Genomic DNA, 13,641 nt, shown 5'->3' with positions numbered 1-13,641 from the left:
ATATTTGGTAGGCACTCAATAATCATTCTCCAATATACCAGGTTCTGCTAACATAAAATTTAGATGCGTTCGCCCTGGCAACTTAGGTAATGGGCGCAACCTGCGGAATGGTTACGAAAAAATGGTCAAATAGCTCAAAAGTGCGATCGCGCGGTAAAATTTAAATTAGGAGGCTATGGGGAAATTTGGTTGAAAAAAAAATACTAAATTGGGAGGATTAAGTCATGGTTTTTACAGCCCAAGAAATGGCAAGATTGATGCCAGATGCCAGTCAACTTGAAAGTGATGAGCCAGAAATGGAAAGTTCCCTACATTATATTCAATTAGCATTATTAGTTGCCTGTTTGGAATGGCAATGGCGCGGACGCAATGACTTTTTTGTTGGAGCAAATCTGACGGTTTACTACAGCCAGCAACAATTGAAAAATCGGGATTTTCGCGGCCCTGATTTTTTTCTGATCGCCGACACCGAAAAACGTCCGCGTCGTTCCTGGGTAGTTTGGGAAGAAGAGGGGAGATATCCCGATCTAATTATCGAATTGCTATCTAGTTCTACCGCCAGAGTCGATCGCAACGAAAAAAAGATATTATATCAAAATCGGTTTAGAACGCCCGAATACTTTTGGTTCGATCCTGAAGATTTGGAATTTGCTGGTTTTCGTCTAATTGGTCAAGAATATCAAGCTATTCTTGCCAATGAATTTGGTAGATTGTGGAGTGAGGTACTAGAATTATATCTGGGAATTTACGATGGGAAATTGCGTTATTTTACCCCAGATGGTCAGTTAGTTGCTACGCCAGAGGAAGCTGCACTGCAAGCACAGCAACAAGCTGCACAGGCCCAAGAACAAGCTGCACAAGCCCACGAGCGGGCCGATAGATTAGCGAATCAGTTGCGGGCTTTGGGAATTGAACCAGAATAGTTGTCAAAATTCATTGACAAGATGACTCAATTTTAATGCGAGGCATACCTCAACACAATTTTTCAATAATTTAACAGCAGTAATTAATCCTCTAAGAAAGTTGAGTCAATGCCTGAAAGAATTTTAATTGTAGGCGGTGCGGGTTTTATCGGCAGTTGTTTGGCAATTGGCCTGAAGAAACTTCACCCAGAATGGCAAATAATTTGTTTAGATAACCTGCGCCGCCGGGGATCAGAATTGAATATTCCGAGGCTGAAAAGTTGCGGAATTCAGTTTGTTTACGGGGATATTCGCACGGCGGCTGATTTAGAGCCAGTTGCACTCAACCCTGATTGCATTATCGATTGCGCTGCGGAGCCTTCTGTACTGGCTGGTTTTAGTTCGCCTCAGTACGTTTTGCAGACGAATTTACTGGGTACTGTGAATGTTTTGGAGTTGGCGAGACAGACTGGTGCGAGTTTGTTGTTTTTGTCTACGAGTCGGGTTTATCCGATCGCCAGCGTGAAATCTGTTAAGCTGTTGGAGTTGGATGAGAGATTTGCGATCGGCCCTGAGCAAACATTACCCGGTATATCCGAGTTGGGCATATCAGAAGACTTCCCATTAAAAGGACACCGTTCGCTTTACGGAGCAACTAAATTAGCTTCCGAATTACTGATTGAGGAATACAGGGAAGCATACAACGTGCAGGCAATTATTAACCGCTGCGGCTTAATTACCGGTGCTTGGCAAATGGGTAAAGTGGATCAGGGAGTTTACGGCTTGTGGGTGGCGGCGCACTATTTTGAAAAATCGCTGAGTTATATCGGTTTTGGCGGCAGCGGGAAGCAAGTTAGGGATTTGCTGCACGTTGAAGATTTGCTGAGGTTAGTTAATTATCAGTTAGAACATTTTGCTGAATTTGACGGCGAAGTTTTCAATGTCGGTGGCGGTTTTAAAAACAGTCTTTCTTTGGTTGAAGCAACTGATTTGTGCCGCAAAATTGCGGGTAAATCGATTGCAATTAATCCGGTTTTGGAGGAACGGGCGGGGGATATTCCGATTTTTATTACCGATGCTTCTAGGGTGATGGAGAAAACTGGATGGAAGCCTAGGATTGGGCCGGAGGCGGCTTTACAGGATATTTATGATTGGATTGCTGCTAATGAGGTGGTTTTGAGTTCGATTTTATAGGGATTTTTTGCACCGCAGATGTTTTGTCGAATTGGGTAATAAAACCATTTATTCTGCGGTAGGGAAACGGCAGTGCGCTGTCCTGTTTCATCCCTTCGGGTGTAACGCCATTTTCGGCAGTGTTAATTATTGCCATTGAGGTCGAAGTTTTCTATAATGGGAATTTCTGAAGGTGAAGAGGCTACTATCCGCAGGTTAATATCAACTATTATTTGATTTTTGTCGAGAATTATATTGGCTTTTTTTATTAAAAATTTTATGGGTAAACAATCACCTGATTGAGCTTCAGCAGACGACTGAGTTTGATATCCTGCGTCCTCCAGCCATTCACAAATCTTTCTCCAGTTTTCTACCTTTTCAACGGGTTTTTTGTCGGTGAGTGCTTAAAAACTTTGATAGACATACCTTATGATGGCATGAATATTGCGCGCGTTAGGGGTTTTGCGGATGCCGATCAAGCTACGCTTAAAGCTTTAGGGGCGGTGTGCGATCGCACTTTGTAGAAAATCCATGTTTTCGTTTTCGGCAAGTGCGATTCAAACTGAGATGTTGCACCATTATCAATAAGCTTAAAGAAACTGGGTTTATTAACGAAAAATATACGTTTTGGCGTTGAGTTTTTGCTCCTATTCCCGGTTTCTGACTATTGTGCAACATATCAGATAAAAACGAAATTTTCTATCGCCTAGTCGATCGCAATTTTTGCGTCAAATTCCAGCAGCCATTACGATGCTGAAAAACATAAGCCCCCGGTTGTCCATAGGTTTTGACTAAATCTTCTGACTCCGTACCAGTAGTATTTCCAGTGTACTTGTATTGAGCCTTGATATAATCCACTCGAAACCTGTCTTTAGAGACGCGCCTCAAATCAATTTTTAGCCTGGTATAAGGACTATTATCGACACTAGAAGGGACAAGGATAACCCAACGATAATCCCGCAAGCTAATACTAAATTCATCGTCTTGGCGGCGCATCACTTCCAGCAATTGGCTGGGAATTTCATAATTTCGCACTTCAATGCGATTTGCTGTGTAAGTCGATCGCATATCCGTCCCTTGACGGTCTTTTCCCCTCACGAAATTCTCAAAAAACTCTTTGTATTCATCAGGCGCACAGTATGCAGGTACGGCTGCTTGACGCGCTATATTGCCTTTGGTTTCGGATTGGGCGATGTTTTGTTTTTGCGTTGCGATACTTTGGGCTAAGGAGGGGGAAATTGCACTATGAATTGGGATTAGTGCTGTGAATATTAACGGTATCAGCTTGCGATAATTCATTGATTTTTGAATTGATGATGGACTTACAGATCAAGGTCAAAGAAACCGGGTTTTTAACAGATATTAAAGAAAATTGGATTGGGTAGTGAGTCGAGAATTGCGTTACCGAAGCCCTCGCAGAGGATCGCACGTTCTTCAGTCCGCGAAGGCGGACTTCGTTTGTGTAGGGGCGGTTTTAACCGCAGACTATTATAACTTATAACTTCGATGCCTTAACAAACATTTGCCCGCCCAAAAACCGCCACAAAAAAGGCAATTTTAAGTAAATCTTTAACAGCAACGGCGAAGCCGGCCGCCCTTTCGTTGAAAACGGTAAAAATCTCGGTATCATTTCCTCAACTTTAAACCCCACAGTTTGTAAAAGCTCTTGCAGCGATAAGTGCGTAATCGGTAATTGATGGTCGATAAAATCGTAGTATTCCTTGTAAGAGTATTTAAAATTAGGCTGAATTACCAAAAGAGAACCGCTAGGCTTCAGCGCGTCAAAGCAAAACGAGATAATTTCTACAAGTTCCTCTTTGTTGCGGAGGTGTTCAAAAAAGTTTGAGATAAAAATGCGATCGAACTGTTCGCTAAAAAAAGTACGATCTTCTAAGTTAAGCACATCAATATTCAGCACTTTGACATCAGCCTCAGCAAATAATTTGGAATCAGGATTTAGGTCAATTAAACATTTTTCTTGAGCCCGAATTTGATTGATAAACTCGCAATAACCGCCGCCAATATCTAAAACCGCCGACTTGGGAGGAACATAATTTTGTAAAAAATCGTCAATCAAAACTTTCCAGAGTGCCACCTTGGCTTGCATTTGTCGGGAATCAAATCGGTTGGCGTACAACTTTTTGAGATATGTGTCAGTTTTCATAGTAAGATACCATAGACTGAGTATGAGTTTATCACGCGATACAGACCACTATGAACGTTATATCTACCGAAATACCTGAAGTTTTGATAATTGAGCCGAAAATTTTTGGAGACGATCGCGGTTTCTTTTTCGAGAGTTTCAATCACCAAGCTTTCGTAGAAAAAACAGGCGTAACGGCAGAATTTGTTCAAGACAATCATTCCAAGTCTTCTAAAAATGTCCTGCGCGGTTTGCACTACCAAATGCAGCAGCCTCAAGGTAAATTGCTGCGGGTAATTGCGGGCGAAATATTTGACGTAGCGGTGGATATTAGAAAAAGTTCGCCGACTTTTGGCAAGTCTGTGGGCTGTTTGTTGAGTGCAGAAAATAAACGGCAACTTTGGGTGCCTGCGGGTTTTGCTCACGGTTTTTTAGTAGTATCAGATATTGCTGAGGTTTTGTACAAAACTACAGATTACTATGCACCGGGACACGAACGGTGTATTGTATGGAATGACCCGGATTTGGCGATCGACTGGCCGCTAGATGGTGCCGAACCAATTTTATCACCCAAAGACAAAGCTGGACAAACGTTGAAAAGAGCTCAAGTGTTTTAATAATGAAAATTTTACTCGCAGGCGGCAGCGGACAGCTAGCTCAAGAATTGCAGCCAATCTTATTATCTGTGGGAGAGGTTATTGCAGTCGATCGCACTCGCGTCGATTTATCCCAACCCGAAACCATCCGTCAAGCAATGGCTGACATTCAACCAGATTTAGTCGTGAATGCCGGCGCTTACACTGCGGTAGACAAAGCCGAAAGCGAACCAGAATTAGCACTCGCAGTCAACGGCATTGCACCCGGAATCTTTGCAGAAGAATGCGAGAAATTGGGAGCAAGTTTGATTCACTTTTCCACTGATTATGTATTTGACGGCAGCAGCGGTTCTGCTTATCTCGAAACAGATTCTACGAATCCCCTGGGAATTTACGGCAAGTCAAAATTAGCGGGTGAGGAAGCAATTCGGCAAGCGGGAAGCAGACATATTATTATTAGAACCGCGTGGGTTTACGGTAACGGCGGCAAAGGTAATTTTGTCAAAACCATGCTGAGGTTGGGAAAGGAAAGAGAAGAAATTAGAGTAGTAGCAGATCAGATTGGCAGTCCAACTTGGACGGCAGATTTGGCTGCTGCGACTTCCCAAATTATCCCGAATCTAGGGTCGGAAATTTTTGGAACTTACCACTATACTAACAGCGGTGTTTGTAGTTGGTACGATTTTGCGATCGCCATTTTTGAAGAAGCAGAAAAACTGGGCTTTCCTCTCAAAATTAAGCGCGTAATTCCCATCACTACTGCCGAATATCCGACACCCGCAAAACGTCCCGCTTTTTCTGTACTTTCCACGGTGAAAATATCAGCACTTCTGGGAACCCATCCACCCCACTGGCGGCAAGGGCTCAGACAAATGTTAGCAAGAGAAATGAAGTAAAAAATTGAGTAAACCTCAAAAAGCAAGGGCGGGTCTTGTTTGGAAATTATCTGTTATAAGCTTTACTGCGTTTAGTTTGTATCTGTGGGGTTCTGTTTATTCCCCGGAGATCCCCCTAAATCCCCCTTAAAAAGGGGGACTTTGAGAGCTTTCTTGTTCCCCCTTTCTTAAGGGGGGTTAGGGGGGATCTAGCTTAACCTGCCCTATCAATTAAACATCTCCCCCGAAATCCATGAAACTTCAAGAAAAATCTATTTTAATTGCCGCATCAGTGCTCGGCATTCTCATACCAGCATCCTATATTTTGTACTTGATATCGCAAGCCGGAGACTTGTCTAATTTTGATTATTGGTGGATGACATGGAATTTTTATTCAGTAGATGGTTTTTCAACAAATCCTTTTAATTGGATATTTCGCGCGAACGAGCATTTTGTTTTCATTCCGGCAATTATCTATGCCTTGAATATCGCTGTCACTCAAGGTTCAAATATTGGTTTGTGCTTAGTTGCGTGGTTTTTGGCTTTGATTCAGTGCCACGTATTAATTGCTTTGCTGCCATTAAACTTGAGGCGCGATCCTCTGCAATTTATCTTAATTGTCCTGAGCATTTCTATTTTTAGTTTTACTCCGGCGGCGGCTCATAATTGGATGCGGGGATTCAGCGGTGTTCACTGGATAATTGCTAATTTCTTTGTAATTTGTTCGATATTTTGTTTGCAATTTTATGCGAGGCTTTTGTTAGAGAAAAGAGAGGCGGAATCTCTGGATATTCATTCCCCGGCAAAGTCTGGAAACGAGGGATGGAAACCAAATAACTGGGTAATTGGTAGTATTGTGTTTGGAATTTTAGGCTGTGTTAGTTACAGCACTCCTTTGGGTTTGTGGCCGATATTGTGTGGTGCTGCGATTGTGCTGCGGTTTCCTCGGCAGATAACTTATTTTTATTTTGCTGCTTCGATTGCAGTAATTGGCATTTATTTTTTAACTTATAAAACGCCCGCAAATCACCCTTCTTTAACTAAAGTTAACCCGCTCAAAACTGTCGAATATATTCCAATTTATCTCGGTGGAATTTTTACGGAAAATATTATTATTGCGTCATTTATTGGTATAATTGGTTTGATTGCTGTAGTGGGTTTTGTCTGTTATTGGCTATTTGTAAAAAAAGTAGATCGCCTAAATTGGCTACCTTGGCTGTCAATCCAATTGTACGCGCTGCAAACGGCGTTAATGGCCGCAGTTAGTCGATCGGGATTTGGTATCGAACAAGCCACCGCTTCCCGCTACGCCACACTTCCAGCCTTGTTTTGGATGAGTACAATTGTTCTCACAGTGCTTGCTGTGCGGGAGTTTCAGCCGATACCGAGAATTCAAGAACGTTGGCTGACACCGCTGTTTGCAGTCGCCACAGTCGCCGTGATTTTAATGTACGGGATGGGCGGCGAAACTGCAATGGCGATCGCCCGCAGAGCAACCTATCAACCATTAGTAGCACTGTCACTGCAATTAGGCATCACCGACATAACATTAATTAAAGACAAAGTAGGCAACAAACCGGCGGCCTTTGTCGGATTAATCGATGCTTTAAAAACTAACAACTTAGTACCATTCAATCGAAACATCAAAAAACACAATTTTTGTGCAGCATTAGACACACAAATTAATCCCAATTTACTCTCAGCACCAAAAGACGGAGTACCCGGATATTTTGATACAGTAACTACCCTCGCACCAGCCGCCTCCAGAGTAATTGGCTGGGTGGGAGACCCCGAAAATAATGTCAAATGTATTGCCATTCTTAACCAAGAAAATGTCGTTCGAGGTTTCGCAATGTCAGGATTTCCGCGTCCAGACTTAGTGAAATTGTTTGGCCCAGCCTATCAATTAGCAGCTTGGAAAGGATACGTTCAAACATCACCAACAGATACATTATTGACAGCCTATGCCTCATTTAAAAACCGTCAAGGCTGGGTAGCTTTGCGAAACTCCCAAGTTATCAATCCAAACTAAAAAACCTCCCTGTATTCTCCTCTGTGCCCTCTGCGCCCTCTGCGGTTAATAAAAAAAATATCATTAACAACACCAATGAAATAGAATAGCCCCATGCCAAAAAATCTCAGTTTCGTAATTCCCGTTCACAACGAAGAAGCAACGCTCAAAATGTTGTTTGAAAGAATCCAAATTGTCATGTCCCAAACCGGAAATGACAGTTACGAAGTTATTTTTATAGACGACGGTAGCCGCGATGCTTCTTGGCAAGAAATTGCAGAATTAGCCAGCCAACATCCTAAACTCATTAAAGCCATAAAAATGCGCCGCAACTTTGGCAAATCCGCCGCACTTTCAGCCGGATTTCGCAATGCAGCAGGGAGAATTATCTTTACTCTTGATGCCGATTTGCAGGACGACCCAGCCGAAATTCCCAAATTTTTAGATAGTTTAGAATTGGGATTCGATTTAGTTTCTGGTTGGCGCAAACAGCGGAACGACCCGCTTTCTAAAACCTTACCTTCCAAGCTATTTAATGCCGTTGCGTGTTTGATGACTGGAGTAAAAATGCACGACATGAATTGCGGTTTTAAAGCTTATCGCCGGGAAGTTTTGCAGTCGATTAAATTGTACGGGGAATTGCACCGCTATATTCCAGCATTAGCAAATAATTTAGGCTTTAAAATTGGCGAAGTAGTTGTCGAACACCATCCGCGAAAACATGGTAAATCTAATTATGGTTGGGAACGTTATGCGCGGGGTTTTATTGATTTGTTGACGGTGTTAGCCACAACGCACTATTTGCACAAACCGGGTCATTTGTTTGGGGGATTGGGATTGTCTTTTGGCTTGGTGGGCACTATTTCGCTTGGTTATTTGATTGTTATTTGGTTTCTCAATTTGGCGGGGATGAGTTTTGGGCCTATCGGTAATCGACCTTTGTTATTTTTTGGAATTTTGTGTACAATTCTGTCGGTACAATTGATTTCTTTAGGAATTTTGGCTGAGTTGATTGCGCGGAATGTGGCTGCTGATTATGTGGACAAGCAGATTTGTGAAATTATTGATGATTCGGGTTTTGATGTTTAACCGCAGATGTCGGGGAGATAAACACAGATAAACGCAGATGTGTCTATGGTAGGGGCGGGTTCACCAACAATATTTGCCAATAATTGACAATCTCAAAAACCCGCCCTGTCTGTCGGCTACCTGATTTTAAAGATAATCCATTTACCTTGTCTATCTACTATTTCTCCGTCAATATTTGGATGCCAATCGCTGCGAGTCAGGATATAATCGGCATGATAGTTTATAGCTACTTTGACTAAATCCGCACTGCTGCGGCGGATGAATAAGTCATTTCCTCCCCAAATCATTTGCGGGTTTAAGGGAGCTCCTAAAACAGCTTCCATGCGATTTTTCCACTGCTTAATACCTTTGTCGGTAAAAGGAAAGTTCTTGAAGTTAACGACAATCGCTCTTTGGGATAAAAACTGGAAATTGGTAACTGATGGTGGAATTAATACGAGTGCGTCTGGGCTGCTAACTTGCGAAAATCGCACAGCTAATCTGCTTAAATCGTCGGTGGGAAGGGCATTGATATTAATTCTTGTTTGAAATACATTTAATATGGGTTTGGGTAGAATTCCTGCTACTCCCAAAACTAAAATTGCCGTAGCTAGCAATGCTAAAATATGAGTGATAGTTTGTTTGATAGATGTAGCAAATGATGTTTTTTCGAGAATTAATGGAAAGGCGAGAATTGAGAAAAAGACTGGGAGGGTGATTAGTCGCTCGCCTATTATTTCCGATGAATCAGTCAGCGGATATGTTAAGCTAAATACAAACGTTCCTGCTGCCAAAATCCACAACAATATATTGTATTTTTGGGGAAGTATGTAGTTTTTATTTTGCCAAACTGCGAATCCTAAGAAAATGACACCTCGAAAAGGCAAAGTCATTACAGAGAGTACCAGCAAGCTAACAGGTGCTTGTTTTTGTGGGCCAACTTCATCTAACGTCAAAGCAACAGCAATAAATATAATTATTTGAGCAAAAGGTACTGTTCTAGCTAGTTGTAGTTTGGCAATAAAAGCCTGGGGGTAAACTTCGACAAATATGTAATTTAGGAATAGTGCAAAGATTGAGGTTCCGAGAATTACGTAAAAATTTATTTTGTCTTCTTTTGGGAGTAAATTTGTTTTTTTGATGCAAAGCAAGCCGCCAAGAATAAAACAGATAAAGTTGAACCAATTCCCGACAGCCCAATTTGACGGGAGGATGTGGTGGGGATTGCGAACTTGGGCGTGAATGAAGACAAACTCGGCATTGTCGATAGTGTGAGTGCTGGTAGTACCTGTCAATAACATCGGTACGTATACTATACTTGCCATTGTGCCTAAAAGCGCGATCGCCCAAATCAACGTTTTAATCTTCCGCCGTCTTACAGATTCAATCACTAAAACGGGAATCATCATTAATCCCGGTAGCAAACCCACTAAGAATTGCAGCAAACAAGCTAGTCCAAAAAAGAAATATCCTGTCAACCATTTTCGCCGCAAACTAAAGTAAATTCCCCAGATTGCGAAGCCCATCGCGAAGGTACTCGGTACTGATTTAGTGGAAAATATCAGCGTGTTGCCAACATCTGTAAATGAAGCCGCTATACATAAAAAAGCCAGCGCTGCGGCGGACAGTTTGGAATTAGTATAAATCTTGATAATTGCGTAGCAAGCTAGGATAAATGAACCGAAGGCGAGGAATTGATAAATAAAATGCGCTAGGGGAATGCTTGTTCCGAAGTTGGCTAACAAATAGATGATATAATAATAGTAGTATCGGGGATTAAACTTAACCATTTCCTGAACGTAATAATCGTTTTTGTACAGTTCAGGATTTAGCATAAATTCAATTGGTGGCACTTCGGGAAAATTGCCACCAATGGGGAAAATATAGCCAGTTGCCATCAGGGAACCGATGATGACAAAAGTATAGAGAGATAGATTAAAATACTTGTTAGATTTTTGATATTTCTGCATTATACCTCGATCGCTCATTCCCAAATCATCCTAAAATATATCTGCGTTCATCTGTGTTTATCCGCCTGCAATCTGCGGTTTCCGTATTAATTCATGATTGATGCAAACTTGTCTGTTGGCGGTTCAACTTACCTATCGACAGCTAAATTGTTAATCTCCAGTTGACATTGCTTTGTTAAATCCTGTTTGTCGTTACTCAATACTTCAAGCAGCAAATAAACTGGATTTTTACCCCCAACAGATAGATTTAGATCGATCGCACTTTTGCCACCATACTCCATCTTCGCAGAGTCTATCAACTTACCTTGTTTGTCCCACAAAGTCAAGCGCAGGGCAACTCCCGGACATTGCTGGTTAAGTAAAGTGAGTTTGCCGGTAACTTGCACCCTGTCTGAAATAGCACCTAAATACAGAAAAGAAGTATCGAGTTTAGTGCTATTTTTAATGGGATGAGTTACAATTTTATATAGGTTATCAGATTCTCGACTGACTGAATAATTAGCACTTGTGTAGACTGACTGCTGCAAACTAATCCAATCTAACTGTGTGCCTGGTCGATCGCCTATTTGTTGCTGCATCGCGTATAAAGTGCGAACTGCTGTGCCTGTATCCGTGGGACGAATTCTCCGATAAATGCTGACAGTCACGCCGTTTTCTAACTTAAACTGTTCTGGTAACAACTGAAAATCGCGGGAAATTTCCCAGTTTTGAGTAAAGACATCATAGATAACTTTAACAACATCTTGCTCGTGCGATCGCAAAACTTGCTCATCACCAGCCAATACTTGCTGAAAAGGTGTAGCAACCGCCGCATATTGCGCCTGTAATAACTCCGGTAGCGGGTAAGTATCGCGGGAGTCAATTTGCGGCCTCCCGATGGTATTTAGTTTCCACCAACCCTCCGGCGGGTTTAATTTGCGATTAGCTTGTCTGAGTACATTAGCATTAAAACTGTTAGAAGCACCTGCAATATAAATTGGTTCCTCATTTGGTGCTAATTTTCGCAGAAACTCTACTAATTTTACAACTTCGCCGTAGTCCGATCGCACTAACGGCCCAAAATTACTCACAAACAGTCTTGACAAATCAACCTTCACAGGAATCAACCCGACGGCTGCATTCACAATCAGGTAAAAAGCCGCCCCGCCCAGCATCAAATAGCGGATTTTTCCCTTGAGTGTCAGCCAAGTTGTCCAGAAAAATGCTGACAAACCCAAAAGTGCGATCGGTGTCAGATGAATTGTATAGTGCAAGTAGCCGTAACGCAACACCAACAACCATTCAACCAGCGACAAAACCCCAAACAAACAAACAAAAATAGTCGCCCTAGGAACCAGCATTCGGGTGAGAATCCCCGCCGAAAAACCAATCAGTACCAGCACCCAAGTTCCCAAACCGTAAAAAGACGCATAACGAGTTAAAATATCATTAACAGGTAAACTCCAAGCAGCATACAAATTGCCGTAATTAACTGTCAGAGCACTGCGAGTAAAATCCCCCGCTACCAACATTAAAACAGTCAAGCTAGTTGCAGCTATCAAACCCAATTTAACGCCAGATTCAAACAAATTTTTCCACGCTTTGTTTTGAATAATTTTATCTAGAAATCCTAAATAAATTGTGGGATGGCTTTGAGCAGCGTCCCCATCAAAATTCATAACTGAGTTGGGATTTTTATACTGTACACAAAACTCCACCAAAGCCTGTAAACTAGCCGCACCCAAAAATGCGATCGCACTATAAGCAAAATGTCTCCGCAACAGAATCGCCGCCGCCAGAAACAATCCAATTAACGGCATCTTCCACCAAAATTTCAGCTTAACATCCTGCAAATAAACCCAAATTGCCAACGCTATAAACACACAGCCGCCAGTATCGAGATATCCCCGCAGAGTCGGTATCCAACTCATCGGAATCAATAAACTCAGCAGCACAGTTGACCAAAACACCCGGCGCGGATCAACTGGAATTAGCTGTACAGAAATTGCCCCCAACAACAGGCGAAACGGCAGCACATAAATCAGCGAAATGCTGAGAATGTAACTCAGCCGAGATTCGCCAAATAAAAGAATAAACGGCACTAATGGCAGCGTGATTAACAGGTTTTTTTCTTTAGATAGCGAATCTATAACTCCGCGCCATGCTTGATCCGGCGAGTCTCGAAATAAATTAGCTGTGTTAACTGTAGCGGTGTTGTATCCCGCGTAATCCCACCAATAAAAAGTACGTTCGCTAGATACATAAATTGACGTTAATCCAACCGTTGCCAGAACCAGCAAAAACAGGAACAACCCATCAATCAGAAACTTGCGACGCAACTTAAAATCAAATAATCCCATCACTCGAACAACCCCAAATAATTCCTAAACTTCCTCTTTCTTCCTTCGCGTTCTTCGCGCAGCCTACACGCGGTTCGTTAACTTTACTTTAAAACAGTACCTTGCAAAAAAACATCCAACTTTTCCGCATATTGCCGATTCGCCACCGCACTGGGATGAATATCATGAGGCAAATTATTATTTCCCGGTATTTTCAAATCAACCGAAATATCAGCCGTAGCAATTCCCTCCTGACTCAACTCATCCAACATCTTAGCAGAACCGGCATTAATTCCCGCCACAACCAACTTAACATTATTAGCCTCAGCCACGCGGTGAAACTCTTTAATAATTGCCTTAGAAACATCATGACTCTTGTACAATCCCTCCTCAAATTGATTGTAATTAACCTCCAGCAAATTCACCAATGCTGAAACCCGCATCAGCGGCCACTCGCGATATTCCAGTTTAGCCATGCTGTAGGTAAAATTATTTTCTCCACTCAGCCTAGCATCGGGCTGCAACAGAATGCCGAGTTTATTCCAAGCAACCATTTGCTTGCTTCTCGCCCTCAATAAAGTATTG

Annotated in this window: 11 protein-coding genes; 6 read left to right on the top strand and 5 right to left on the bottom strand. The window is 42.2% G+C overall.

The window, feature by feature from the left end; all coding sequences use genetic code 11:
* Positions 1–224 precede the first annotated feature (224 nt).
* Both QUB52_RS20290 and QUB52_RS20285 read left to right on the top strand, forming a co-directional pair.
* Positions 225–923: a Uma2 family endonuclease gene (locus tag QUB52_RS20290; RefSeq protein WP_265235819.1), complete on the top strand. Its 699-nt coding sequence runs from the start codon at positions 225–227 to the stop codon at positions 921–923.
* A gap of 108 nt (positions 924–1,031) precedes the next feature.
* The gene (locus QUB52_RS20285; protein WP_332974583.1) at positions 1,032–2,096 is read left to right on the top strand and encodes an NAD-dependent epimerase/dehydratase family protein; all 1,065 of its coding nucleotides are present in this window, start codon (positions 1,032–1,034) and stop codon (positions 2,094–2,096) included.
* Positions 2,097–2,774: 678 nt separating this feature from the next.
* On the opposite strand, the gene QUB52_RS20280 is transcribed toward QUB52_RS20285, so the two are convergent.
* Both QUB52_RS20280 and QUB52_RS20275 read right to left on the bottom strand, forming a co-directional pair.
* A complete protein-coding gene (locus QUB52_RS20280) occupies positions 2,775–3,374 on the bottom strand; it encodes a hypothetical protein (protein ID WP_332974582.1) in 600 nt (199 codons plus the stop codon).
* A 196-nt stretch (positions 3,375–3,570) separates the two neighbouring features.
* Positions 3,571–4,239: a class I SAM-dependent methyltransferase gene (locus tag QUB52_RS20275; RefSeq protein WP_265235822.1), complete on the bottom strand. Its 669-nt coding sequence runs from the start codon at positions 4,237–4,239 to the stop codon at positions 3,571–3,573.
* Positions 4,240–4,289: 50 nt separating this feature from the next.
* On the opposite strand from QUB52_RS20275, the gene rfbC reads away from it, so the two are divergent.
* The 4 genes from rfbC to QUB52_RS20255 all read left to right on the top strand — a co-directional run bounded on the left by rfbC (position 4,290) and on the right by QUB52_RS20255 (position 8,789).
* Positions 4,290–4,835, top strand: coding sequence for a dTDP-4-dehydrorhamnose 3,5-epimerase (rfbC, locus tag QUB52_RS20270; RefSeq protein ID WP_332974581.1), 546 nt, complete (start codon positions 4,290–4,292; stop codon positions 4,833–4,835).
* A 2-nt stretch (positions 4,836–4,837) separates the two neighbouring features.
* A complete protein-coding gene (gene rfbD, locus QUB52_RS20265; RefSeq protein ID WP_332974580.1) occupies positions 4,838–5,710 on the top strand; it encodes a dTDP-4-dehydrorhamnose reductase in 873 nt (290 codons plus the stop codon).
* 232 nt (positions 5,711–5,942) lie between these two features.
* Positions 5,943–7,721 carry a hypothetical protein gene (locus tag QUB52_RS20260; protein WP_332974579.1) on the top strand — a complete coding sequence of 593 codons (1,779 nt, stop codon included), beginning with the start codon at positions 5,943–5,945 and terminating at the stop codon, positions 7,719–7,721.
* A 93-nt stretch (positions 7,722–7,814) separates the two neighbouring features.
* The gene (locus tag QUB52_RS20255) at positions 7,815–8,789 is read left to right on the top strand and encodes a glycosyltransferase family 2 protein (RefSeq protein ID WP_332974577.1); all 975 of its coding nucleotides are present in this window, start codon (positions 7,815–7,817) and stop codon (positions 8,787–8,789) included.
* Between the two features lie 116 nt (positions 8,790–8,905).
* Here the strand turns inward: QUB52_RS20255 and QUB52_RS20250 are convergent, their stop codons facing one another.
* The 3 genes from QUB52_RS20250 to QUB52_RS20240 form a co-directional block, all read right to left on the bottom strand.
* Complete coding sequence (locus QUB52_RS20250) at positions 8,906–10,756, bottom strand: DUF6798 domain-containing protein (RefSeq protein WP_332976252.1); 1,851 nt, start codon at positions 10,754–10,756, stop codon at positions 8,906–8,908.
* 110 nt (positions 10,757–10,866) lie between these two features.
* Positions 10,867–13,077 carry a hypothetical protein gene (locus QUB52_RS20245; RefSeq protein ID WP_332974585.1) on the bottom strand — a complete coding sequence of 737 codons (2,211 nt, stop codon included), beginning with the start codon at positions 13,075–13,077 and terminating at the stop codon, positions 10,867–10,869.
* An 83-nt stretch (positions 13,078–13,160) separates the two neighbouring features.
* Entirely contained in the window at positions 13,161–13,610 is a 450-nt protein-coding gene (locus QUB52_RS20240) for a hypothetical protein (protein ID WP_265235828.1), read from the bottom strand.
* Positions 13,611–13,641 lie beyond the last annotated feature (31 nt).

It is taken from the genome of Microcoleus sp. A6-C6 (assembly GCF_036705955.1).
GTDB lineage: Bacteria > Cyanobacteriota > Cyanobacteriia > Cyanobacteriales > Microcoleaceae > Microcoleus.
The sequence above is the reverse complement of the archived record's forward strand: the minus strand, read 5'-3'. Positions and strand labels throughout refer to the sequence as shown.